Annotated in this window: 18 protein-coding genes and 1 tRNA gene; 10 read left to right on the top strand and 9 right to left on the bottom strand. The window is 68.6% G+C overall.

The genetic code is table 11. The features are described 5' to 3' along the window. Nucleotides 1–9: 9 nt before the first annotated feature. Nucleotides 10–972, top strand: coding sequence for a lipocalin-like domain-containing protein (locus tag OXG83_06475; protein ID MCY3964661.1), 963 nt, complete (start codon nt 10–12; stop codon nt 970–972). Nucleotides 973–1000: 28 nt separating this feature from the next. Here the strand turns inward: OXG83_06475 and OXG83_06470 are convergent, their stop codons facing one another. Continuing rightward, nucleotides 1001–2104, bottom strand: a complete 1104-nt coding sequence (locus OXG83_06470) for an alpha/beta fold hydrolase (protein MCY3964660.1) — start codon at nt 2102–2104, stop codon at nt 1001–1003. Between the two features lie 94 nt (nt 2105–2198). On the opposite strand from OXG83_06470, the gene OXG83_06465 reads away from it, so the two are divergent. The 4 genes from OXG83_06465 to OXG83_06450 all read left to right on the top strand — a co-directional run bounded on the left by OXG83_06465 (nt 2199) and on the right by OXG83_06450 (nt 8708). Beyond that, nucleotides 2199–2564: a hypothetical protein gene (locus OXG83_06465; GenBank protein MCY3964659.1), complete on the top strand. Its 366-nt coding sequence runs from the start codon at nt 2199–2201 to the stop codon at nt 2562–2564. Nucleotides 2565–2642: 78 nt separating this feature from the next. Beyond that, a complete protein-coding gene (locus tag OXG83_06460; GenBank protein MCY3964658.1) occupies nt 2643–4055 on the top strand; it encodes a TolC family protein in 1413 nt (470 codons plus the stop codon). Next, entirely contained in the window at nt 4052–5572 is a 1521-nt protein-coding gene (locus OXG83_06455; protein ID MCY3964657.1) for an efflux RND transporter periplasmic adaptor subunit, read from the top strand. The genes OXG83_06460 and OXG83_06455 overlap by 4 nt, the downstream gene beginning before the upstream one ends. A gap of 4 nt (nt 5573–5576) precedes the next feature. Continuing rightward, on the top strand, nt 5577–8708 hold the full coding sequence (locus OXG83_06450; protein MCY3964656.1) for a CusA/CzcA family heavy metal efflux RND transporter: 3132 nt from the start codon (nt 5577–5579) through the stop codon (nt 8706–8708). Between the two features lie 28 nt (nt 8709–8736). Here OXG83_06450 and OXG83_06445 read toward each other — a convergent pair whose 3' ends face one another. Continuing rightward, entirely contained in the window at nt 8737–9366 is a 630-nt protein-coding gene (locus tag OXG83_06445) for an SOS response-associated peptidase (GenBank protein ID MCY3964655.1), read from the bottom strand. A gap of 99 nt (nt 9367–9465) precedes the next feature. On the opposite strand from OXG83_06445, the gene OXG83_06440 reads away from it, so the two are divergent. Continuing rightward, the gene (locus tag OXG83_06440; GenBank protein MCY3964654.1) at nt 9466–10860 is read left to right on the top strand and encodes a serine hydrolase; all 1395 of its coding nucleotides are present in this window, start codon (nt 9466–9468) and stop codon (nt 10858–10860) included. Here OXG83_06440 and OXG83_06435 read toward each other — a convergent pair. The 5 genes from OXG83_06435 to OXG83_06415 form a co-directional block, all read right to left on the bottom strand. Next, the gene (locus OXG83_06435) at nt 10857–11789 is read right to left on the bottom strand and encodes a nucleoside hydrolase (GenBank protein MCY3964653.1); all 933 of its coding nucleotides are present in this window, start codon (nt 11787–11789) and stop codon (nt 10857–10859) included. The genes OXG83_06440 and OXG83_06435 overlap by 4 nt on opposite strands. An 82-nt stretch (nt 11790–11871) precedes the next feature. Then, the gene (locus OXG83_06430; protein ID MCY3964652.1) at nt 11872–13986 is read right to left on the bottom strand and encodes a PQQ-dependent dehydrogenase, methanol/ethanol family; all 2115 of its coding nucleotides are present in this window, start codon (nt 13984–13986) and stop codon (nt 11872–11874) included. 97 nt (nt 13987–14083) lie between these two features. Further along, a complete protein-coding gene (locus OXG83_06425; GenBank protein MCY3964651.1) occupies nt 14084–16093 on the bottom strand; it encodes a DUF3604 domain-containing protein in 2010 nt (669 codons plus the stop codon). Continuing rightward, nucleotides 16090–16746: a hypothetical protein gene (locus OXG83_06420; protein ID MCY3964650.1), complete on the bottom strand. Its 657-nt coding sequence runs from the start codon at nt 16744–16746 to the stop codon at nt 16090–16092. Before OXG83_06420 ends, OXG83_06425 begins: the two co-directional genes overlap by 4 nt. A gap of 67 nt (nt 16747–16813) precedes the next feature. Next, nucleotides 16814–16888, bottom strand: a tRNA-Thr gene (locus tag OXG83_06415). A 171-nt stretch (nt 16889–17059) separates the two neighbouring features. Here OXG83_06415 and OXG83_06410 point away from each other — a divergent pair. From OXG83_06410 to OXG83_06395, 4 genes are all read left to right on the top strand, one after another. Beyond that, nucleotides 17060–17239, top strand: coding sequence for a hypothetical protein (locus OXG83_06410; GenBank protein MCY3964649.1), 180 nt, complete (start codon nt 17060–17062; stop codon nt 17237–17239). Continuing rightward, the gene (locus OXG83_06405; GenBank protein ID MCY3964648.1) at nt 17239–18591 is read left to right on the top strand and encodes an MFS transporter; all 1353 of its coding nucleotides are present in this window, start codon (nt 17239–17241) and stop codon (nt 18589–18591) included. The genes OXG83_06410 and OXG83_06405 overlap by 1 nt, the downstream gene beginning before the upstream one ends. 11 nt (nt 18592–18602) lie before the next feature. Further along, nucleotides 18603–19229 (top strand): cytidylate kinase-like family protein, encoded by a 627-nt coding sequence (locus OXG83_06400; protein ID MCY3964647.1) that lies wholly within the window; start codon nt 18603–18605, stop codon nt 19227–19229. 78 nt (nt 19230–19307) lie between these two features. Beyond that, nucleotides 19308–20330 carry an MBL fold metallo-hydrolase gene (locus OXG83_06395; GenBank protein MCY3964646.1) on the top strand — a complete coding sequence of 341 codons (1023 nt, stop codon included), beginning with the start codon at nt 19308–19310 and terminating at the stop codon, nt 20328–20330. A gap of 101 nt (nt 20331–20431) precedes the next feature. Here OXG83_06395 and yghU read toward each other — a convergent pair whose 3' ends face one another. Then, the gene (gene yghU / locus OXG83_06390) at nt 20432–21304 is read right to left on the bottom strand and encodes a glutathione-dependent disulfide-bond oxidoreductase (GenBank protein ID MCY3964645.1); all 873 of its coding nucleotides are present in this window, start codon (nt 21302–21304) and stop codon (nt 20432–20434) included. Nucleotides 21305–21374: 70 nt separating this feature from the next. Then, nucleotides 21375–24839 carry a carbamoyl-phosphate synthase large subunit gene (locus OXG83_06385; protein MCY3964644.1) on the bottom strand — a complete coding sequence of 1155 codons (3465 nt, stop codon included), beginning with the start codon at nt 24837–24839 and terminating at the stop codon, nt 21375–21377.

The following is a 24839-nucleotide window of genomic DNA, read 5'->3' as shown; positions in this document are numbered from 1 at the left end:
ATCGTGACCATGCGTTCGTGTCACTGTGCCCTCGTCAGCATCGCCCTGTTGCTCGGTGGCTGCGCGGGTCAGGCGGCCGACGAGGTTCCGGCGGCGGCCGCGCTGGCGGCCGGCGATCCGGACGCCCGGTTCCACGGCGCCTGGGAGCTCGCCTCGATCGTCCGCTACTCGGGCGAAGGCGAGGAGCTGTCGCGGAACGAGGAATCGACCGGCTTCATCATGTACGACCCGGCCGGCTACATGGGGGTCGTCATCCAGGGAGCGGACCGTCAGCCGGCCACCGGACGTCCGGCCACGCCGGAGGACGGTCTCGCGGCCTACAGCTCGTACACGGCCTACTTCGGGACCTTCTCGGTGGACGACGACGCAGGTGCCGTCACGCACCACCTGCGGGCGAGCATGAACCCGAACGCCGCGGGCGCGGACTACGTGCGGAAGTACGAGTTCTCGGATGACACGCTGACGCTTCAACCGCCCGCCGGTGCCGATGGCGGCACCGTCCGCCTGACCTGGCGGAAGCTCCCGGAACTCTCCGAGTTCACCGCGGAACACGGGCGTTTCGTGGGCTTCTGGCACTTCGGCCGGCTGGAACGGCGCGACGATGCCGGAGAGGAGCTCCCCGTGGAGCGGACCTGGGTCGACGGCTTCATCATCTACACCGGCTCCGGGCACATGGCCGTCCACCTGGTGCGACCGGATCGCCAGCCCTTCGCCGCCGGCCGGCCCACGCCCGAAGAGGCCGCAGGTGCGATCCGCAGTTACATCAGCTACTTCGGCCCGTACACGATCCACAGGGACGACGGCTTCCTCGTCCACCACCGCTCGGGCTGCTGGTATCCGAGCTGCATGGACACGGACGCACAGCGTTTCTACGAGTTCGGCGATCGAACGCTGACCCTCATGCCGCCCGCCAGAGCGGTCGACGGAAGCATGGTCCAGGACTCGCTGGTCTGGGAGCGGCTCAGCGAGTAGCCGCCCCAGCCGATGTGCTGGGCAAGTCCTACGCGGACTTCGCGATCTTCCGGCGCAGCCAGTCGATGAGGACCCGGTTCGTCTCCTCCGGCTTCTCCTGCTGCGTCCAGTGGCCGCAGTCGGCGACGGTGTACTTCTCGAAGTCGTCGATGAAGTCCTCCATGCCGTCGGCCGAGGACGGCCGCAGGATGACGTCGTTCTCGGCGCCGATGTAGAGGCAGGGCACCTCGATCTCCCACTTCGCGTTCTCGATTCCCGGGAACGGGCGGCCCGCCATGCGGTACCAGTTGAGCCCGCCGGTGAAGCCGGTGATCTCGAACGTCTCCGTGAAGTAATCGAGGGCCTCCTCGGACAGGAACACTTCGCCGGGGTAGTCCTCGCGGTCCAGCATCCGGAGCAGGTCCATCTGCCGTTCCGGTGAGTCCGCCGGCATCGCCTTGAACGCCTCGACGTCCCAGATGTAGCCGCGCCGCAGGAGCATCTCGAAGGACTTGCGCACGTCGGCGGAAAGTGCCTTCTCGGCCCGGCCGGGCTCCTGGAACTGGACCGTGTAGTAGTTCTCGGACCGGACGATCAGCGGCTCCTCGGTCGGCTGCCGGCGCGGCATGCCGGGAGGGCGCCCGCCCGGCGTGTTCACGCCGACGATGCCGAGACAGCGGTCCGGATGGAGCCGCGCCATCATCCACACCACGCCGCCGCCCCAGTCGTGGCCGACGAAGACGGCCCTGTCGATCTCGAGCCCGTCGAGCATCCCGGCCATGTCGTCGCAGAGATGCCTCAGGCTGTACGTCGCTACGTCCTCCGGTCGATCGGTCAGGCCGTATCCGCGTTGATCTGGGGCGATGGCGCGGAAACCAGCCTCGGCGAGGGCGGGGAACTGGAACCGCCAGGAGAAGGCGAGTTCGGGGAAGCCGTGGCAGAGGACGACAGGTACCCCCGAGCCCTGTTCGTAGACAGCCATGCGGATGCCGTTCGTCTCGACGAACCGCGGCGCCGGCATGCCGGGGGCCGGCCGCACCTCGGCGCCGCGTGCCAGGCCGGGAAGCGCCAGCGCGCCGGCCAGGGCGCCGGTCGTCTGCAGAAAGCTGCGGCGCGTCAGGGCGGAGCGGATCAGGGCGTCAGAGGGGATCATCGAGACCTCCGGAATCAGGACGAGGTTGCGTGCGTTTTGTGGAGTGGCCGGAGTATTTCAGGCCGAGCCGAGAGAAAGGCGTACAATAGTGGCGATGCGCACTGCGTTCAGGTTGACGGGCTCGTTCCTGGCGCTTGCCGTTCTGGCAGCGCCGGTAGCGGGCGTGTGCGCCGCGCTCGCCGGTGTCGAGGACCCCTGCACCATGCAGGAGTCCCACGAAGCGGCATCCTGCGGACACGCCGAGATGGTGATGACGGGCTGTTGCAGCGCCGAGTCCGTCGATCCTCCGGCCGAAGGGATCCTTCCCGGCTCCGCCGGCGACATCGACCCGCCCGCTCTCGCCGGGAGCCTGTTCGCGGTGCCCGAAACCTGTGGCCTCGAAGCCGCGGTGTTCGCCTGCGACGGAGACCCGCCGCCCGCTGTCCCGCGCTACAGGCTGTACTCGGCCCTGTTGCTCTGATCCTCCGCTGAAGCGAGTCGGAGCGGTCGCCCGCGAAACCGGGCGGCCGCGGAGAACACGTTTCCGCGGAGGAGTCAGATGGTTCGACATACGCCTTGCCTGCTCGCCGCCGTCCTGCTGACGGTCGCCTGGGCAGGAACATCGATGGCCGGGACCGGCCAAGCAGCCTCGGATCGGGCGCCGGCGGATCGGGTCGCCCAGGGAATCGCTGACGAAGCGCTGCGCGCTCTCGTCGAAGAGGCACTGGAGCGGAATCCGGGCCTCAGAGCCGGTTTCGCCAAGGCGCGGGCGGCGGCGCAAGAAGCGCCCCAGGTCGCCTCCCTGCCCGATCCGACGGCGGAAGCCACGGCTTTTCTCGCTCCGCCGGAAACACGGGTCGGAGCGCAGCGGCTCATGCTCGGGTACAGCCAGCCCCTGCCGTGGCTGGCCAAGCTGGATCTGCGGGAGGAAGCGGCGGTTCACGGAGCGGTCGCGCTGGAGCACGGCGTGCAGGCAGAGCGGCTACGCCTGGTCACGGAGGTCAGGCGGCTCTACCACGAGCTGGCGTTTCTCGACCGTTCGAGGGAGACGGCCGAGACCTTCCTGGAGCACCTCGTCCAGCACGAGGAGGTCGCTCAGGCCCGGTACGCGACCGGCGTGGGATCGACGCAGGCCGTGCTCAAGCTGCAAGCCGAGATCACGCGCGCCGAGCGGGCGCTCGTCGACCTGGACCTCGCCGAAGCTGCCCTGCGCGCGCGGCTCAACTCACTGCGGGACCGGCCTGCCGCTACGCCGGTCGCGAGAGGTTCCCTACTGGTAGCAATCGAGGAAGCGGCGCTCGAGAGCGGGAACCTCGCGGCTCTGGCGCGATCGTCGCGGCCGGAGCTGCGCGCGGCGGAGGCCGGACTCGCCCGGGCCGAAGCCATGGAGGACCTGGCCCGGATGGCCGACAAGCCCGACTTCAGCGTCGGCGTGACGTACACGCTGGTGACCCCGCGGGACGACGAGGCCGCCCGCCTGCTGGCCCCGGCCGGCAACGGGAACGACGTGTTCGGCGTGCGCGGCGGCATCACGCTGCCGCTGCGCCGGCGCAGCCGGGCGGCGGCGGTACAGCAGGCGCTCGACCTGCGCTCCCACGCGGTCGATGAGCGGCGGTCCGCGGAACTCACCGTCGAGTCGGAGGTGGGCGATCTGACCCAGCGGCTGCCGCTGGCCTGGAGGCGGCTGCGGTTGCTGGAGGACCTGCTGGTCGTGCAGGCGGAGGAGGCGCTGGAGTCGGCCGAGGCGGGGTACATCGCCGGCTCGCTCAACACGCTCGACCTGTTCGACGCCGAGCACGTCCTGTTCGAGGCGCAGACGGCGACGGACCGGGCAAGGGCGGACTACCTGATCGGTCTCGCGGAGCTGGAAGGGGCGGTTGGCAGACCGCTGTCGGCCCTTGGAGAGGAGCCGGCCTTGCGGCCGGCGCACCCAGTCGGCGGCCTGGAGGAGGGAGGAGGTTTGGAGAGATGACGAACGATGCAAACGGATTCGGCGGACCGCTTGGGGCCTGGCTGCGTGGCGTGGCCTGGGTCGTCGGGAGCTTCGCCGCCTTCTTCCTCCTGTTCTTCGATCCCCTGGACCTCCATCCGGCGGACTCCTGGTTGCAGCGCACCGTCGGCTACCACGCGGGGCCGATGGCCGTTGCCATTCCAGGTGGGGAGGACGCGCCCGCCGCCGGCGAACGAGAGGTCCTCTTCTACCGGAATCCGATGGACCCGACGATCACGTCGCCCGTGCCGGCGAAGGACGAGATGGGGATGGACTACGTGCCGGTCTACGCCGACGAGGCGGAGCGGGCCCTTGGCGCCGGCACGACGGTGGCGATCGACCCCGCCGTGGTCCAGAACATGAACGTCCGGACCGAAACGGCCATCCGGCGCGACCTGCGCCACGAGATCCGCACGGTCGGCTACCTGGAGTACGACCAGGAACGGATGGTCACCGTGACGACGAAGTACGACGGCTGGGTGGAGAAGGTCCATGTCAACTACGTGGGCGAACCGGTGGCCGAGGGCGCGGGTCTGTTCGAGGTCTACTCCCCCGAACTCGTCCAGACGGAGCAGGAACTCCTCTCGGCGATCCGCTACGCGGCCCGATTCGAGGACGCGCCGGACGACGCCCGGCTGCGGGCCGAAGCCCTGGTCGACGCGGCGCGGGCCCGGCTCGCGTTCTGGGACATTTCTCCCGAGCAGATCGCGCGGCTCGAGGAGACGGGGGAGATCTTTCGCACCCTGACGGTTACCGCACCGGCCGGCGGCCTGGTCATGAAGCGGATGCCGGGCCTCGAGGGCATGGCGGTGACGCCCGGAATGGAGGCGTACCACATCGCCGACATCACCTCGCTGTGGCTTTCAGTCGAGGTGTTCGAGGATCAGGTGGTCTGGATCCGCCCGGGCGCCGAGGCGGAGGTGACGTTCACCTACTTCCCGGGCGAGACGATCCGGGGCACGGTCGAGTTCATCGAGCCGGAGCTGTCGGAGCGCACCCGCACGCTGACCGTGAAGATCGCGGTGCCGAATCCGGACGGCCGGCTGCGCAAGGGGATGTTCGCAACTGTCGTCTTCGATCCGGTGCTGGTGCCGGGGGCCCTGACCATTCCGACCGAGTCCGTCCTGCGGACGGGGCGGAGGAGCGTGGTCATCGTGGCTCTGGGCGGCGGCCGTTTCGAGCCGCGCGAGGTGGAGCTGGGCCAGACCGCCGGCGGTCTGGCCGAGGTCCGCTCGGGCGTCGCGGCGGGCGAGGACGTCGTCACGTCGTCCCAGTTCCTGCTCGACTCGGAGTCCAGGCTGCGGGCGGCGGTCCAGCAGATGCTGGACGCGGCCTCGGCGCCGGAGGGCGCGGCCCAGGGGCACGAAGGCCACGACATGAGCCACGAGGGCCACGACATGGAGGGGATGGAGCACGACATGGACCACGAGGGTCAAGCGGCGGCCGAGGCTGAGGAAACCGTGGACCCGCACGAAGCCCACGGCAACCACGGGCGCTGATCCGATGCTGAACCGGATCATCGAATGGTCGCTTCGCAACCAGTTGCTGGTTGCCGGGGGACTGGTGGTGGCGGTGGCGGCCGGGGTCTGGTCGGTGCGGACGACCCGCATCGACGCGATACCGGACCTCTCGGACGTGCAGGTCATCCTGTTCACCGAGTTCTCCGGGCAGGCGCCGCAGGTGGTCGAGGACCAGGTGACCTACCCGATCACCTCGACCATGCTCTCGGTGCCCTACGCCAAGGTGGTCCGAGGCTACTCCTTCTTCGGCTTCTCCTTCGTCTACGTCATCTTCGAGGACGGCACGGATCTCTACTGGGCACGGTCAAGAGTGCTCGAATCCGTGGCGGGGCTCGAGGGCAGGCTGCCGCCGGGCACATCACCGCAGCTCGGCCCGGACGCCACCGGCGTCGGCTGGGCGTTCATGTACGTGCTGAACTCGGATTCCCGGTCTCTGGCGGAGCTTCGCTCGCTCCAGGACTGGTACCTGAAGTATGGCCTGCTGACCGTCGAGGGGGTGTCGGAGGTCGCCTCGATCGGCGGCTTCGTGCGCCAGTACCAGGTCGAGGTGGACCCGGTCCGTCTGCGTGCCTACGGCCTTTCGCTGCCCGTCGTCCGGCAGGCGATCGAGGAGTCGAACGCCGACGTGGGCGGCCGGCTGATCGAGATGGCCGAGCGGGAGTACATGGTCCGCGGGCGAGGCTACGTCCAGGAGCTGCGGGACCTGGAGACGATCGTTCTCGCCTCCGGTCCGGGCGGGGTGCCGGTCCTGCTCCGGGACGTCGCGAACGTGACGATCGGACCGGAGATTCGCCGGGGCCTGGCCGACTGGAACGGCGAGGGCGAGACGGTCGGCGGCATCGTCGTCGTCCGCTCCGGCGCCGACACCCGGGCGACGATCGAGCGGGTGAAGGAACGCCTGGACGAACTCGGCGCCGGAATGCCGGACGACGTGGAGATCTCCGTTGCCTACGACCGCAGCGGCCTGATCGAGCGGTCGATCGCGACACTGACGGACACGCTGATCGTGGAGTCGATCGTCGTGGCTGTCATCTGCCTGGTCTTCCTGTTCCACTTCCGCTCGGCGCTCGTGGCGATCCTGGCGATTCCCGTTTCGGTGCTGCTCGCCTTCGTCGTCATGCGAGTCCAGGGACTGGGGTCGAACATCATGTCGCTGGGCGGCATCGCGATCTCGATCGGCGTGCTGGTCGATGCGGCGATCGTCATGGTCGAGAACGTGCACCGCCACGTCGAGGAGGACGCCGAGGCGGGCGGCAAGCAGTCCCGCTTCGACCTCGTTCTGCGCGCGGCTCAGGAGGTCGGGCCGACCCTGTTCTTCTCGCTGCTGGTCATCACGGTCTCGTTCCTGCCCGTCTTCACGCTCGAGGCTCAGGAAGGCCGGCTGTTCAAACCGCTCGCCCTGACCAAGACGTACTCGATGGCGATGGCCTCGGTGGTTGCGGTGACCGTGGTGCCGGTGCTCATGTTCTGGCTCGTCCGCGGCCGGATCGTCCACGAGCATCGCAATCCGTTGCCCCGGCTCCTGCGCTGCGTCTACCGGCCGCTGGTCGCGGGTGCCGTGCGTCTGCGCTGGCTCGTCATCGTCCTCATGCTCGCGGTGCTGGGTTCGAGCCTCGTGCCGCTCAAGCGGATCGGCTCCGAGTTCATGCCGCCGCTGTGGGAGGGCGACCTGCTCTACATGCCGACGACCCTGCCCGGCGTGTCGATCACGAAGGCCAGGGAGATCGTTCAGCAGACGGACCGGATCATCCGCAGCTTCCCGGAGGTGGAGACCGTGTTCGGCAAGGTGGGCCGGGCGGAGACGGCGACCGACCCGGCGCCGCTGTCGATGCTGGAGACGACGATCGTGCTGAAGGACCAGGACGAGTGGCGTCCCGGCCTGACTCCCGACGACCTGATCGCCGAGCTCGACCGGGCGCTCCAGTTCCCCGGCGTGACGAACTCCTGGACGATGCCGATCAAGACCCGGATCGACATGCTGTCCACCGGGATCAAGACGCCCGTGGGGATCAAGCTGGGCGGCCCCGATCTGGCGACGCTGGAAAGGCTGGCGGAGCAGGTCGAGGCGGTGGTGAAGCCGCTTCCGGGCACGCTCACGGCCTACGCCGAACGGGTGATGGGCGGCGCCTACCTCGACTTCGACATCGACCGGGAGGCGGCCGCGCGGTTCGGCCTGCGGATCGCCGACATCCAGGACACGATCCAGTCGGCGGTCGGCGGCATGAACGTCTCCTGGACCGTCGAGGGGCTCGAGCGCTACCCGATCAACCTGCGCTATCCGCGGGAACTGCGGGACGATCCCGAGGCCCTGGAGCAGATCCTCGTGACCGCGCCGGGCGGCGCCCAGGTGCCGCTCGGCCAGGTGGCGGCGATCGAGTTCCGGGACGGACCGCCGGGTATCAAGTCGGAGGGAGCCAGGCCGAACGCCTGGGTCTACGTCGACCTGGAGAGCAGCGACATCGGCGGCTGGATCCGCCGGGCCCGCGAGGAGGTCGCCGACAAGGTGGCGCTGCCTCCGGGCTACACGCTCCTCTGGTCGGGGCAGTACGAGTACATGGAGCGGGCTCGCGACCGGTTCCTGCTCATCGTGCCGCTCACCCTCGTTCTGACCTTTGCGCTCCTGTACCTGAGCACGCGCTCCGTGATCAAGACGGCGTTCATCGTCTCGGCGGTGCCGTTCTCGCTCGTCGGCTCGGTGTGGCTGCTCGACCAGCTCGACTACAACTGGTCGGTCGCCGTGTGGGTCGGGATGATCGCCCTGGCGGGTCTCGCTGCCGAGACCGGGTCCGTGATGCTGCTCTACCTCGATCTGGTCTACAACGAGCGGAAGCGCCGGGGGACGATGGACACCCTGCGCGACCTTCGCGAAGCCGTGACCGAGGCCGCCGTTCGACGGGTGCGTCCGATCACGATGACCGTGCTGACCACGTTCGTCGCCCTCGTGCCCATCCTGTGGGCGACGGGTACCGGCGCCGACGTGATGAAGCGGATCGCGGCTCCGATGGTCGGCGGACTGGTGACGGTGTTCCTTGGGGTGACGTTCGTCTTCCCGGCGATGTACTTCGTGTGGAGGTCGTTTGGACTGCAAAGAGCGGGCGGGAACGCAGCCGGTTGAGGGTCTTGGGCGCGGGCGTTCTCGCTGGTCAGATCGGCTCGATCAACGACGCGTAGTCGTTCTTGTAGCTGCCGACTCGCGTCGAGACGGGAAAGAACTCGAGTTCGCCGGTGTAGGTCTCGAGCTGGTCTCCCACGGTGTCGGGATCCTGCAGCGGGCCGTCCAGCCACTGGTCGTATGGCGGTTGGGCGATGACAGGCATCCGGTCGTGGATCGGGGCGATCGGCTCGCTGGCGGGGCAGGTCATGATCGTGCAGGCCAGACCGTCGGGAGTGCGGTTCCAGACGCCGGCGAAGCCGAAGGGACCGCCGCCCGGCAGCCGGAAGTAGTGAGGTAGCCGGGAGCCTTCCGGTTGCACCTGCCACTCGTACCAGCCGTCGGCGACGACGAGGCAACGGCGGCGGCTCAGCAGGTTGCGGAACCTGGGCGCCTCCACCGCGGTGTCGTCTCGGAGGTTGATCTGGGGACCGCCGCGCTTTCGTGGGAAGCCCCAGCGCATCGTGCCCAGGGCGCGTCGACCTTCGCGGTTCAGTGCGACCACGGGAACGTCCTGGGTCGGCGCGATGTTGTAGCGGGGTTCCAGATCGGGCAGTTCGTCCAGTTCGAAGTGATCGGCTACCGTCCTTGCCTTCGAGCGGAGCGTGTAGCGGCCGCACATGGGATCAGATGATACGGATCAAAGCTCTGTAGGGTGCGTATAGCAGGTTGGCCGAGCCGGCGAGTACAGGCCCACGACACCAGACGCGGAGATTCCCTCATGACCAGACGCACCAACGCTTTCTTCTTCGGACTCCTGCTGGTGTCCGCGGTCTGCTTCGCGGTTCAGGACGTTCCCTCGATCCCCGGCGATGACGAGATTCGCCAGATCCTGGTGAACCGGATCGACGAGCAGAAGCGGAGCGTCGGCATCGTGGTCGGTGTTGTCGAACCGGGCGGCCGGCGCGTGGTCGCTCACGGTCAGCTTGCGACCGACAACCCGGCCGACGTAGATGGCAACACCGTGTTCGAGATCGGCTCGATCACCAAGGTCTTCACCGCGATCCTCCTGGCGGACCTGGCGGGGGAGGGCGCACTGGAGCTCGAGACGCCGGTGCAGCGGCTGCTCGGGCCGGACGTCACCGTGCCGACGCGGAATGGCGCGGAGATCACGTTGCTGCACCTGACGACGCACAGCTCGGGACTGCCGCGGATGCCGAACAACTTCCGGCCAGCCGATGCGGGGAACCCGTACGCGGACTACACGGTCGCCCAGCTCTACGAGTTCTTGTCGTCCCACGACCTGGAGCGAGACATCGGCGAGGCGGTCGAGTACTCGAATCTCGGTACCGGTCTCCTGGGACACGCCCTCGCTCTGAGCCAGGAGACGGACTACGAGAGCCTGGTGTCTGAACGGCTTCTCGAACCACTCGGGATGTCGGACACGTCGATCACGCTGTCGCCGTCCCAGCGGGAACGCCTGGCCATTGGCCACAGCGTGCAACTCCGGCCCGTCGCGAATTGGGATCTTCCAACCCTCGCGGGCGCCGGCGCGCTGCGCTCGACGGTGAACGACATGTTGACCTTCGTCGAGGCGAATCTCGGTCTGGGCGAGTCGCCGTTGCAGGAAGAGATGACGGAGACCCATCGGTCGCGCCGCGACTTTCCGGCGCCCGGCATGCGCATCGGCCTCGGCTGGGTCATCCGCGGCGGCCACGGGCGTGACCTCCACTGGCACAACGGCGGCACCGGCGGCTATCGCTCGTTTCTCGGCTTGGACCTCGAATCGCGGACCGGCGTCGTCGTGCTGTCGAACTCCGGCGACAGTGTCGACGACCTGGGATTCCACCTGCTGGAGCAGGGCTACCGGCTCGTCGTGCCTCCGGCGTTCCGGACGGTCGTCGAGGTCGATCCGGCGCTCTTCGACGACTACGCCGGCCGCTATCAGCTCGCCGAAAACATGGTGTTCACGGTGACCCGGCAGGGCGATCGGCTGTTCGTCCAACTCACGGGGCAGCCCAGCTTCGAGGTGTTCCCTGAATCCGAGACGAAGTACTTCTACCGCGTCGTCGACGCGCAGATCACGTTCGGACGAAGCGACGACGGTACCGTCGATCATCTGGTGCTGCACCAGAACGACATGGATCAGCGGGCGGACCGGCTGACCGACGGCTAGAACGCCAGCACCGCCTCTACGATCAACTCCCTGACCGCGTCGACGTCGGTGTCCCAGACGATGTCGCTCGCGGCGACCTGTGCCGGGCCGATCGCCTCGATCAGGGCTGGCGGCCGAAGATCGGCCACGGTCATGCCGCGGGTGATCTCGCCGTCCACCTCGACCGTGACTGGATGACGCGAACGCTCGAACAGATGGGGATGCGTTGCCGCGATGACGGCGGTCGCGTCGTGCAGGGGAACGACGGACCGTCCGACGTACTGCCGGAAGCGGTCGCGCAGAAAGTCGGTGACATCGGCGGCGAGGTCGGCGGCCGGCCTTCCAGCGGCGCGCATCCGCGCGGTCTCTTCAGCGCCGAAGACGACCTTGTTCGTCACGTCGAGACCGACCATCGTGACCGGGGCAGCCTTCTCGAAGACGATGGCCGCGGCTTCCGGGTCGGCCCAGATGTTGAACTCGGCGACGGACGTGATGTTGCCGGCGCTCGCGCTGCCGCCCATGATGGTCAGGCCGGCGAGATGGCGGCGGAGATCGGGATCGCACTGCAGCGCCAGCGCGACGTTCGTCAGCGGGCCGATGGCCAGGAGATGCAGGTCGTCGACGGAGCGGGCGGTGTCGCAGAGGTAGGCGACCGCGTCGGCCGAAGCCTCGGATCGGTCCAGGTCGGGTAGAACCGCGTTGCCCAGACCGGTCTCGCCGTGAATCCGGCTGCCGTCGACGGGCTCCCCGGCGAGCGATTTCCCGGCGCCACGGTGGACCGGCACGTCCAGACCGGCGAGTTGCGCGACGACGAGCGCGTTCCGGGTGGTTCGGTTGATCCCGACGTTGCCGGCGACGGTCGTGATCCCGATCAAGTCGGCGTAGCGCGCCGCGACCAGGATCGCGACCGCGTCGTCGAGTCCGGGATCGCAGTCGAGGACTAGGTTCATCGGACCTGAGCGTATGGCTTGCCGCTTGGCGGCTCGCCCGGATGCCGGCGAGGACGCCGGCGCACCGAGTGGCCGGCTTGAGCTACTGTGCGTCCCGCAGCTCCATCGCCTTCGAGATGACGAATTGGTGGATCGCAATCGTCGCGTCCTCGTCGAAGAGTTCGGCGTAGCCGGGCATGCCGAGCGGCAGCAGGCCGTCCTGGACGATCGCCATGAAGTCCGCGTGGACCTCCGGTGACATCCGGCGCAGCTCGGGGGAGGCGGCGGCGACGATCGAGGTCTGGCCGAGTCCGCGGTGGCAGAGCGCGCAGTGCTCGTGGTAGAGCGTGTTGCCGCGTTCGATCGTCTCGGCGGAGGCTGTGAGCGGCGGCAGCTCGGGGATGGAGTAGTCGCGCTCCGGCGGTTCGGCCAGGGTCGCCTCGCCGTCCAGCGAGAAGATGAGCAACTCGCCTGGCCGGTCGTACCGGGTGCTGCCGCTAACCATCGTGGCGACGTACTGCGTGCCGCTCTCCATGTAGGTGATGATCGACGAGGTGAACGACCCGTAGGCGTCGAACTCCCACAGCTCTTCGCCAGTGTCCTTGTCGTAGGCGTTGAAGTCGCCGCCGCCGCCGCCGTGGAACAGCACGCCGGTGGTCGTGGCGAGAACGCCGCCGTTGAAGATTGAGGGCAAACGGTTTTCCCACACTTTTTCTCCCGACAGGGGGTCGAAGGCGACCAGGAAGCCCCTGTTCTCGGGTTGCGGCTCGGCCTCCTGCTCCAGTTTGCTGCGGTAAGCGCCGCTGGCGACGCCGAGGCTCAGCCCCCACGGCCGGATCGTGTACGTGCCCGTCTCGACGAACTCCTCGGGCAGGGCGTAGAAGTTCGCGTAGTCGTGGTAGTAGAAGTACATGACGCCCCGCTCCGCGTCCCAGGACATGGGCTCCCAGTTGTGGGCGCCGGCGTTCGCGGGCGTGATCCACTGCGGCTTCTCCTCGAACACGACGTCCGGGTTCTCGATCGGCCGCCCGGTCTCCATGTCGACGTGGGTCGCCCAGTCGATCCGGTCGGTGTAGGGGTGGGCTCGTAGCAGTTCACCCGTCTCGCGGTCGATCACGTAGAAGAAGCCGTTCTTGGGCGCCTGGAGCAGGACCTTTCGGTCCACGCCGTCGACGGTCAGTTCGCCGAGCGCGATGTCCATCGCCGAGCTGTAGTCCCAGTTGTCGCCGGGAACCGTCTGGTAGTACCACTTCATCTCGGCGGTGTCGGCGTCGACCGCGACGATCGCGGTCAGGAACAGGTCGTCGCCGCCTCCGGGTGAGCGGACCTGGCGCGACCAGGGTGCGCCGTTGCCGACGCCGATGTAGAGCAGGTTCAGCTCCTCGTCGTAGACCAGGGAGTTCCAGGCGGTGCCGCCGCCGCCCATCTTCCACCACTCGCCTCCCCAGGTCTTCGCCGCCATCTCCATCTCGGGGTGTTCGAACGGCTTGGACGGGTCGCCCGGCACCAGGTAGAAGCGCCAAGCCAGTTCGCCGGTCTCGGCGTCGTAGGCGGAGACGTAGCCTCGCCGTTTGCCGCTCTCCGAGCTGCCCTGGCCGATGAACACCTTTCCCGCCGCGGCGCGCGGGGCGCCGGTGATGTTGAAGCGACCGAGCGCCGAGGGATGCCAGGTGTCGACGTCCCAGACCTCCTCGCCGGTCGCCGCGTCGACCGCGACCAGCCGGCCGTCGAACAGGGCGACGTAGACCTTGCCCCTGTAGACCGCGACGCCGCGGTTCGCGACGCCGCCGCAGCAGGAGTACTTGACGTAGGTGCGGTCCGTCTGCGGGTCGTGCGTCCAGATCTCCTCGCCCGTGGCCGGGTCCAGCGCATAGATCACGCCCCAGCCGTTCGTCGCGTACATGACCCCGTCGACGACGAGCGGCGTGCCCTGCATCCGCTCGGAGCGGCCGCCGATCGGCTTGGACCAGGCGAGCTTCAGATTCCCGACGTTCTCGCGGGTGATCTGGTCGAGGGTGGAGAAGCGCTGCTCCTTGTAGGTCTGGCCGTAGGTCAGCCAGCTCCCGGGCTCGTCTTCGGCCGCGCGCATGATCCGCTCGTCATCGACGTTGCCGGCCGTCGGCGCCACGTCCGCGTCCCCGCCGCAGGCGGCCGCCAGCAGGACAAGGAGAAGGAGGGGGCACACGGTCCACCGTGACGTTGCGGTCGCTTCGCTCATCTTGAAGTTCCTCAGAGGTTGGCGGGCAACCTAAGCGTCCGAGGTCGGTGTGTCAACGATGGCGCGCCCGGGGTAGCGGTGGGAGCGACGGCTGCCGCTACTCGGCGGCGGCCCGATACCAGATCGGCGACGTCCAGGCCCGCTCCTGGATTCGCCAGGGCTGGTCGGGATCGGCGCATGCGGCCGGCCGCTCGCTTTGCGGTAGCGCAGCGCACTGCAGCGCGTTCCAGCGGCAGCTCGGGTTCTCGAGGACTCTTGCGTAGTAGACCGCCGACCGGGAAGGGTCGAACTCGGGATCGGTCCACGTGGCGCAAAGAGAGGCGGCGCCGTCGCCGCTCCGCTCGCAGGTGTCTCGCGACACGTCCGCTCCGTTGTCCGGGTCGCCGGCGACGTCGAAGACGCGCTCGTGAAACAGGCCGTCGTCGCCGATCCAGCCCTTGATGATCTGGATCCGCTGCAGGGGCGTGCCCGGATGTTCGGTCGTGCCCAAGTCGGCGAGGGCCGATACGAACAGCGTCGGCGCGCCGGATTCCTCGCCATCCGGCAGCACGTTGCCCATCGGCACCGCCGTTTCGTAGGCGTCGGCGATCATGTCGCCGCTGGAGCAGAGGTCGGGGAGGTCCCAGCCGCCGAACAGGCGCGCCTTGATCCGCACGCCGCTGGTGCCGAAGGTCTCCTTGCGCAGCATCGCGTCGAACAGGGAGTCCCTGGAGTTCTCCTCGGCCCAGACGCCGATCAGGCCGCCGGGGTTCCGGAGCCGGTGGGGTGCGTAGGCGGGCGTCGTGAGCCGCTTCTCGAGGTCCGAGTCGACGTTGGCGTTCTGGCCCTGGTAGTCGTACTCGTCCGTGTCGCCCGGGAGACCGTTGTGGCCGTCGGTCGAGGCGGTGATCCCGAACTGCATCGGGTTGACGCCCAGGCGCTCCTCCTGCGCCATTCCCTCGATCAGGGCGTAGCGGACGAAGTCGAGCCGTGACTGACAGCCCTGGCCGCGCAGTCCGCCGACGCCCGTGCCGTCCTCGCAGTCGGGAGGACGCTCCCCGTCGATGTAGCGGACCTTTTCGAAGTCGCAGAACTCGTCCTCGCCGCCGGCGACGCCCCACATGCCGCGACGGCACTCCGAGTCGCCCTTCGCCTGCATGATCTCGACCAGGGCGTCCATCTCGGCCTGAAGGCTCGCCTGCGCCCGCTGTTCGTCGATCGGAGTGCCACCCCAGTCGAGGGTGAACATCTGGCCGTTCGAGATGTTCGGATTGTGGGGGATGGTGAGCGCCTGGCAGCCTGTGCCGGTGTCGTTGCACCGGCTCTTCAGCCGGGTCCAGAGGTCGAGCGGCTGGTCGGCGTCGATCCAGGAGATCGGCAGCTCCGGCGCGATCTCGTTGCGCAGGATGACGTTGCGATGCACCTTGGACAGGCCCGGCATGCGCGTGTACTCCCAGCCGTGGAACGTCGTGAAGGAGCAGTCGCTCGACCGGTCGTAGTGCTGTTCCGCGGCCGCCTGGGTCGCGCCCCAGGCGGTGAGCAGGCCCTGACGGCAGACGCTTGTGTCCTCGCCGCAGAGTCCCGGCACCCGACCGGTGATTCGGTGGTCCAGCCAGGCCGCGCGCTCTTCGGCCGTGCTTCCCGGCCGCATGCCGCGGCACGCCGGCTCGTCGTAGAGGGGCGAGGAGGGGTCGGTACAGACAGAGACTTCGCCCAACCACTCGGAGTGGTCGGTGACGGCCGCGAAGTCGAGGGGCCGAACGAGTTGGGCGACGCGGGTCGGTTGTCCCGCGTCGTCGAGTGGACCGAGTCCGAGCGCCTCGCCGCGGGCGAAGCGGTAGGCGTCGTCGGGGGTCTGGAAGCCGCCGCGTCCGAGGGCATCCAGTGAGAAGGCGGTGTGCGTGTGGAGGTCGCCGAAGAACGCCTGGCGCAGCGGGTCCCGATCCGCGCAGGGCTCCTGGGGAGTCAGTTCGGTCGGCTCAGCCGGCGCGCTGGGAGGACTCCACTCCTGGGTGACGTAGGGCGGGATTCCGGTCGGGGGTACCTGGTCACCGGTCGCGTAGTCGACCTCGTCGCCGCACGCCAGTGCGGCGACGGCCGTGAGGCAGGCTGCGAGGCGCCGCGTCACTCCTCGGCGCCAACCCATGCGTCGGTCGGGCCGACCAGGGCGAAGTGGCCGGGCGCGCTACGGTTGCCATCCTCGGTCGCCGTCGTGCCGACGCCGAGGTAGACCCCCTCGTCCAGCTTGCGGATCTCGTCGACCAGGGTCGTGTCGTTGAACGCGCTGTAGTCCATGATGTACGAGGGGTTGCCGTCGATGAGCGACGGACCCATGCGGGTCGCGAAGCGTCCGTTCCGGACGATCTTGCTTCCAGAGAACCGCCAGCGGTTGTAGCCCTCGCCCTCGGTCTCGGTCAGCGGCCGGTAGGCCTTGCCGAGCCAGTAGCCGCGCGGCGAGTCCTCGTCGTACATGAAGCCGGAGGTGCGCGCCTGACGCTCGTGGTCGCCGGCGTTCGGGATGACGCCCTGGTAGTGGCCGTCAAGCTCCGCCATGCCGGCGGCGGGGAGCGTCTTCCACAGGGCGACCGTGCTCTCGTGATCGAGCGCCAGCAGCCGTTCCATGGTCCACGCTCCCTTCGCGCTCAGTGGAAAGCTGGCACTCTCTGACGGCGCTTCGGCAACGACGTGGGCGTCCGTCGCTTCGGCCTGCGGCGAGCAGGCAACGAACGCGAGCGCCAGAATGGCCACGGCGGAGAGAGCGAGAAACCGGTGCAGCCTCATGGGGACCACCTCCTCGATTCTGGGGGAGAGCTGCCGAGAAGCTACCACGGGGCCGGGCGAGTCGTAGTGGAGCCGACGAGCGGATTTGAACCGCTGACCTGCTGATTACGAATCAGCTGCTCTGCCACTGAGCTACGTCGGCATCACCGGGCGAGACGGCCGGTCTCAGCGCGAAGGACGCCGGAGTGTAGCAGCGCGCGGTCACGGACCGGCTGTCGACGTTGTGGCCCGCTGCCCGCGGTCCCAGCAGCCGAACTTCAGCCGTTGGTACTGTGTCGGCTCTGCTTGACGAAGACCGAACCGGAGGCCGCGGATGGATGACCTTGACCGTTTGGGTGCAGCGCTGGAGCGAATCGCCGAAGCCATGGAAAAACTCCTCTTCTGGGTCAAGGTGGTGGTGTTGGCGGGTCTGGCGTACGTGGTCTTGATCGTGCTGTTCATCGGGATAGTGGGGTTGTTTCAGAACCTCAGGGGCGGCCCGATGGGCTTCTGATGACCGTCAAGCAGTTCCCCCGCGTGCACGGGCCGCCGCCTGGCCGTGGCGGCCTGGCGGGCCTCTTCAGCGAGCGGCAGTTCCGCTGGCTCTACATCTCGAACACGACGTTCTTCCTGGCCATGCAGGGCCAGTTGGTCGTGCGCGCGTGGTTGGTGTTCTCGATCACCGGCCGTGAGCTGGCGCTCGGGTTGGTGACCCTGATGGTCGCGCTGGCCATGCTCAGCCTGGGGCCGGTGGGAGGCGTGGTCGCGGACCGGTTCGAGCGGCGGTCACTGGTCGTGGCCGGTCAGACCACCGTAGTCGTCGCCGAGATCGTTGTTCTGTCGCTTCTCTTGGGCGGCCGGCTGGAGTTCTGGCACATCCTGGTTCAGGTCGCGTTCGTCGGCGCCGTCTTCCCGTTCGTGATGCCGGCTCGTAACGCGATCATCGCGAACGTGGTCGGCCGTCGCCGCCTGACCGGCGCGATGGCGCTCACGATGACCGCGATGAACGTCACGCGCGTCGTGGGACCTGCGGTGGCCGGGGCCTTGATCGGGGCCGCCGGCGTGACGGTGGCCTACTCCACGAACGTTGCTCTCTACGCCCTGGCCCTGGCCGGGATGATGGCCGTGGGACGGGCGCCGGCGGCGGATCGCACAGAGACCTCCCTCCTGCAGAACATGGCCGAGGGTTTCCGCTACGTGCGCGAACACCGTCTGGTCCTGGTGCTCCTGTTCTTCGGTCTGGTGCCGATGTTCCTGGTCATGCCGTTCCAGACGCTCCTGGTGGTGTTCGCCGAGGAGATCTGGGAAGTCGGGCCTCGGGGCTTCGGCATGCTGAGCGGAGCGGCCGGTATTGGCGGGGTAGTGGGAGCGGCCTTCGTCGCCTGGCGCGGCAACGCGAGCCGGCGCCTGCGGCTGATGATGACCAGCGTCTTCGCGTTCGGTCTGCTGATGATGGGGTTCGCACTCAGCCCCTGGTTCTGGCTCGCGCTGCCACTGCTGCTCGCCGGCAGCGCCTTCCAGGCGATCTACACCACCCTGAACAACACCGCGATCCATGTGCTGATCCCGGACTCGGTGCGCGGCCGGGTTTCCGGCTTTCTGACGATGTCGTTCTCGTTGCCAATGCTGGGCGCCGTGCCGATCAGTGCGCTCGCCGAGGTGTGGGGTGCGGCTCTCTCGGTGGGACTGGCCTCACTGCTGGCGGTCGTGGTGGCGGTCGTGTTCTATCTGGCGAGTCCGGATCTGCGACGGATGGACCTGTCGATCCTGAAGGCGTTCCGCGAGGCGATCGTGCTCGATTCGGACCGCCCGAGCGGCGCGCGGCCGGCGTCTCCCGCCGCCAGGCGGACCGCGGGAGGAGAGTAGGGGAGGCTCGGATGCTGATCACGATCTCGAGGCAGTACGCGTCCGGCGGCACGCAGGTGGCGACGCTGGTGGCGGAGCGGCTCGGATGGCGGCTGGTCGGCAACGCGCTGATCGATGAAGTCGCGCGCCGTGCCGGCATCCCGCCGGAAGAGGTCCAGGCGCGTGAGGACCGTCCTCCGAGTTTCGTCGAGCGTCTTGCCCGCGTCGCCAGCGCCCAGCTTCCCGACCTCTTCCTGCCCGCGCCGCCGCTTGGCCAGCCGATCGGCGAGGGCAACCTGGTCCGCGTGACCCGGAGCGTCGTCTGCGAGATGGCCGGCGAGGGCCCCTGCGTGTTCGTTGGACGGGCATCGGCGGCCGTGCTGGCATGGCGGGAGGACGCTCTACATGTGCGGCTCGTGGCGGGGCCGGAGTTCCGGCGCCGTGTCGCGGTCGAGGTGATGGGCGTCGACGCGGCGGAAGCCGGCGCCGTGGTCGAGCGTCGCGACGCGAACCGCATCCGCTATCACCGCGAGTACTACGCCCGGGACTGCGACGATCCCCGCCACTACGATCTCGTCCTGAACACGGAGCGTCTCGGCTTCCCGGGCGCCGCGGACCAGATCGTTCACCGGGCCCGGGCGCTGCGTTGGGCCGACTAGAGCCGCCAGACCTGTCGCAAGGTACTCTCCCGCGGCGAACCCGAAACGCTCAGATGGGGAGTGGAAAGGAGCGGATCCATGAAGCGTGTTCTCAGCCTGCTCGTCGGCGTTCTGCTGGCCGGGAGTCTGGCCGCCGAGGAGCACATCGTCGAGACGGAAACCCACCGGTTCGAGGAGGTGGCCGACGGGGTCTACTTCGTAAGCGGGACAGGGGCCATGGTCACCCGGAGCAACGCGATGGTCGTGGTCACGGAGGAGGACGTGCTGGTCGTCGACTCCCACATCACGCCGGCGGCCGCCCGGGCTCTGATCGCCGGCATCGAACAGATCACGGACAAGCCGATCCGGACTCTGGTCAATACCCACTTCCACTACGACCACTCCCACGGCAACCAGGCGTTCGGGCCGGAAGTGCGGGTCGTCGGACATGAGTACACGCGCCAGAAGATGGCGACGGCGCCGCTCGAGGAGCACACGTTCAAGGGCTCTTCAGAGCGGGACAGGCAGGCGCTCGAGGAGTTGCGCGCGGCCCTGGAGACGGCATCCGATGAGGAACGCGAGGCCCTGGAGACCCAGATCAGCATCCAGGCCGCCCACGTCGAGTCGACGGCCGAGATTAATCCGGTGCCGCCGGATACGACGCTCGCGGAGAAGATGACCTTCTTCAGCGGTGGCCGGGAGATTCAGCTTCACTTCCTGGGCCGCGCCCACACCGGCGGCGACGTCGTCGCCTTCCTGCCGGCGGAACGGCTGGTGTTCACCGGCGACATGATGCTGGGCGGGCCGCCCTGGCCGGGCGACGGCTGGGTCAACGAGTGGCCGGCCACTCTGGAGCGGTTGAAGCACCTCGATTTCGACCTCATCCTGCCGGGTCACGGCCCGTACTTCCGCGACCTGGAACTGATCGACCAGGTCCAGGCCTTCCACAGGGAGCTGTGGGAGCTCGTCTCGACGCTCCACGCCGAGGGCGTCTCCGCGGAGGACGCGGTGGAGCGGATCGACCTCTCCCACCACGCCGAGAACCTGCCGCCCGCCCGCGTCCGCGTCGACCTCCGCGGAGTTCAGCGGATGTACATGGTGCTGGAGGGGACGGCAGACTAGGAGCTTGCGCCGCAGAACGCAGCGCAGCAAGGCTGCGGCGGAAGCTCCTGGGCAAGGACGGGCTGGGCCGAAACACCGAGCCTGCGAGGGGTTTCGGGGCGCTAGTCGTCGGCCTCGGCGGGCTCCAGCTTGTCCTGGGTCCTGGTCTCGAAGTCGCTGGCGGCGTGGCGCTCGCGGAGTTGCTTCTCGGGCGGGCCGAAGGCCCGGTTCACCATCTGCCCGCGCTTGACCGCGGGGCGCCCGGCGATCTTTCGCGACCACCGGTTCACGTGCTCGTAGGTGTGGGCCTCGATGAACTCCCCGGCGCCGTAGAGCTTGCCGGCGGCTAGCGCCCCGTACCACGGCCAGATCGCCATGTCGGCGATCGTGTACTCGTCGCCCGCCATGTACTGCGATTCGGCGAGGTGCCGGTCCAGCACGTCGAGTTGGCGCTTGACCTCCATGGTGAAGCGGTTGATCGCGTACTCGAACTTCTCGGGCGCGTAGGCGTAGAAGTGGCCGAAGCCGCCGCCGAGGTAGGGTGCGCTGCCCATCTGCCAGAACAGCCAGGACATGCACTCCGTGCGGGCGGCGTGCTCCTCTGGAAGGAACTCGCCGAACTTCTCGGCCAGATAGAGGAGGATGGAGCCCGACTCGAACACCCGTGTCGGCGGCTCCGTGCTCCGGTCCAGCAGCGCCGGGATCTTGGAGTTCGGGTTGACCGCGACGAAGCCGCTCGAGAACTGGTTACCCTCGCCGATGTTGATCAGATAGGCGTCGTACTCCGCGCCCGTGTGCCCGAGGGCCAGCAGCTCCTCGAGCATCACCGTGACCTTGACTCCGTTCGGTGTCGCCAGCGAGTAGAGCTGGAGCGGGTTGTCGCCGACCGGCAACTCCTTCTCGTGGGTTGGACCCGCGATCGGGCGGTTGATCTTGGCGAAGCGTCCGCCGCTTTCGGCGTCCCACTTCCAGACCTTGGGCGGTTCGTACGACATGCAGTGAGCCCTCGCTTCGTTCGAAAGGAGTGAGTGTGTGGGTCGGGGCCGGTAGCCGGTTCGCTGACGGCTACCAGGTATCGATGTAGGGCCGCTTCTTGCCGGTACGGGGCGGCGGCTTGGGCAGCCGCTTCATGCTCTCCGTGATCCAGGAGCGGGTGTCCGCGGGATCGATCACGTCGTCCAGGCCCCCTCCGGCGGCGGCGTTGACGGCCTTCGCGCGTTCGTACGAGGCTTCGACCCGGCGCTCGAACTCGAGGCGGCGTTCCTCGGGATCCTCGATCGCGGCCAGCTCCTTGCGGTAGCCGAGCTTGACCGCGCCCTCGATGTTCATGCCGGCGAACTCGGCTGTCGGCCAGCCGACAGTGAAGAAGCCGACCAGCGCGCTGGCGCCGCACATCGCCTGCACGCCGAGGCCGTAGGCCTTGCGGACGACGACGCCGAACATGGGAACGGACAGGTTGGCGCCGGTGTTGAACATGCGCGCGCAGTGGCGGACCAGAGCGGTCTTCTCGTGGTCGGGGCCGACCATGATCCCCGGGCAGTCCATCAGGCTCAGCACCGGGATGTCGAAGGCGTCGCAGAGCTGAAGGAAGCGGGCGCCCTTGTCGGACCCGTCCGAGTCGATCGCCCCGGCCAGGTGGTGCGGGTTGTTCGCGATCACTCCCATCGGCCTGCCCTCGACCCGGATCAGGGCGGTGATCACCCCGATCCCGAACTTCGGGCGGATCTCGAGTACCGAGTCGACATCGGCGATCGTGTGGACGATCTCCTGCATGTCGTAGAGGCGGAGCCGGTTCTCCGGTACCACGTGGCGGAGCGGCCGCTGGTCGTGGGCCTCCCAGTCGGAGGTCGGCCCCTGGAAGTAGGAGAGGTACTTCCTGGCGATGTCGACGGCCTCCTCCTCGTCCTCGACCAGGATGTCGACGACGCCGTTCGGCACCTGGAATGACATCGGGCCGACCTCTTCCGGGGTGTAGATCCCCAGGCCGCCGCCTTCGATCATGGCGGGCCCGCCCATGGCGATCGTCGACGCCTTCGTGGCGATGATCACGTCGCAGCAGGCGAGCAGGGCCGTGTTGCCGGCGAAGCAGCGGCCGTTGTTCACGCCGACGAGCGGAATGAGGCCGGAGAGCTTGGAGAACTGCGTGAACGTGTAGGTGTCGAACGCGACCCGGGGCCCCGTGTAGTCATCGCCCGGCCGGCCGCCGCCGCCTTCGGTAAAGAAGACGAGCGGCAGCATGTAGCGATTGGCGAGTTCGAACAGGCGGTCCTGCTTGTAGTGGTTGCGACCGCCCTGGGTGCCGGCGAGCACGGTGTAGTCGTAGGAGAGGACGATCGCCCGGGAGTCTTCGTCGTCGAACAGGTCGCCGTTGATCGACGCGGTGCCGGCAACCACGCCGTCGGCGGGCGTGTACTGGCGGAGCGTTTCGTCGTCGTACTTCTGATGCTGGCGGGCGACGAGGAGCGGCCAGTACTCCTTGAACGAGCCCGCGTCGACGAGCTGCTCGATGTTCTCCCGTGGCGTCCGGAAACCGAAGCGGCGGCGCCGGGCGACGGCCTCCGGTCGGTTCTCGTCCAGGGTGTAGGCATGGCGCTGGATGTTCTCCTCGAGATCCGGCCGGATGTAGTCCGGATCGATCTCGATGGCGGCGTCGGCCGCCTCGCCGCCGTCGGCCTCCTCGACCAGGACCAGCGGATAGCCCTCCCGGATCGTGTCGCCCGCCGCCATCGTCACCCGGCTGACCGTGCCGCTGCAGTCCGAGCGGAGCACGTGTTCCATCTTCATCGCCTCGATCACCGCGACCTGCTGGCCGCGCAGGACTTCGTCGCCTTCGGCCACGTCGATGCTGACGATCGTGCCCTGGATCGGCGCGGCGATGCCGATGGCGCCCTCGGCGACGGCTGCCCCGGCCGCGTCCGCCTGCGTCTCGTGCCCGGCCTGGGCGGCCTTCGTCTCCTGGTCGTAGGTGAACAGGGCGAGCGGATCGGCGCTGTCGACCCGGGCGCCGGCGAAGCCGCTGTCGCGCGCGTCCTGCCCGCCGGGCGGGGCACTGGCGGCGTCGGGCGCTGCCGGGACGAAGCGCTGCCTCCTGCCGTTGCCGGCTGCCGATGCAAGTTCGCCGGCGTGGTCGTCGAGCCACCGCGTGTAGAGACGGCCGGCCTCGAAGTCGGGGTGGTTCAACACGCTCTGCAGCCACGGGATGTTCGTGGCCGCGCCGCCGATCCGGAACTCGTCGAGCGCTCGGGATGTCCGCTTCACCGCGTGGCCGAAATCGTCCGACGGAGAGTGAGCGATCACCTTGGCGAGCAGGGAGTCGAAGGCGGGGTTCGCCTCGTAGCCGGCGTAACCGCAGCCGTCGATCCGCACTCCCGGACCGCTGGGCGGTTCGTAGGCGGCGAGGACGCCGGACGAGGGCCGCACATTGCCGTCGGCGTCAAGCGTCTCGAGGTTGACCCTCGCCTGGATTGCAAAGCCGCGCGCCTGGCGGGCTGCCGGTGCGTCGAGGCCCAGGTCGGCGATCGACTCGCCGGCGGCGACTCGAAGCTGGGACTGCACCAGGTCGACTCCGGTGACTGCCTCGGTGACGGTGTGCTCGACCTGCAGGCGGGCGTTCGCTTCGATGAAGGCGAAGCGGCCGCCGCCGTCGGTTCCTGGGGCGCCGCCGTTGCCTGCGGCGCCGTCGCCGAGATGGTCCGCGTCGACCAGGAACTCGAACGTCCCGAGGCTGTTGTAGCTGGCAGCACTTCCGAGACGCAGTGCCGCGTCGATGATCGCGGCCCGTAGTCCGGTGGGGAGGTTCGGCGCCGGCGCCGTCTCGACGACCTTCTGGTGACGGCGCTGCGCACTGCACTCCCGTTCGCCGAAGTCGATCAGGCCACCGGTCTCGTCGCCGAGGAGTTGCACCTCGATATGGCGGGCTCGCGGAATCAGCTCCTCGACGTAGAGACCGCCGTTGCCGAAGGCGCGCTCGGCCTCGGACCGGCAGCGTTCGTAGGCCTGTTCGATGTCATCGGCCGCGGTGACGATCCGGGCGCCGCGGCCGCCGCCGCCGGCGATCGCCTTGATGATCATGGCGCCGCCCTCACCGAGGCCGGCGAAGAAGTCCCGCGCCTCATCCAGGTCGGTCGCCTGGTCGGTGCCGCGCAGGACGGGGACGTCGGCGGTGTTGGCGGCGGCCCGGGCGCGGCCTTTGTCCCCGAACAGTTCCAGGACGGCCGGCCGTGGCCCAACGAAGTTGACGCCGGCTTCGGCGCAGGCGTCGGCCAGACCGGCGTTCTCCGCCAGGAAGCCGTATCCCGGATGGAGCGCGTCGCAGTTCGCTTCCACTGCCCGGGCCACGACATCTTCGATGTGGAGATACGCCGGTACGCCGCGGCCGCGCAGGCGGACCGCTTCGTCGGCGATCCGCAGGTGCAGCCCGTTCGCGTCGTCCTCGGAGTAGATGGCGACCGTGTGGACTCCGAGGTCCATCGCGGCGCGGGCGATCCGTACCGCGATCTCGCCGCGGTTGGCGATCATGAGCCGGCGCAT

This window comes from Acidobacteriota bacterium (assembly GCA_026707545.1).
In the GTDB taxonomy this organism is placed as follows: domain Bacteria; phylum Acidobacteriota; class Thermoanaerobaculia; order Multivoradales; family Multivoraceae; genus Multivorans.
Note: the sequence above shows the minus strand (reverse complement) of the source record. Positions and strands in the feature narration are given on the sequence as shown.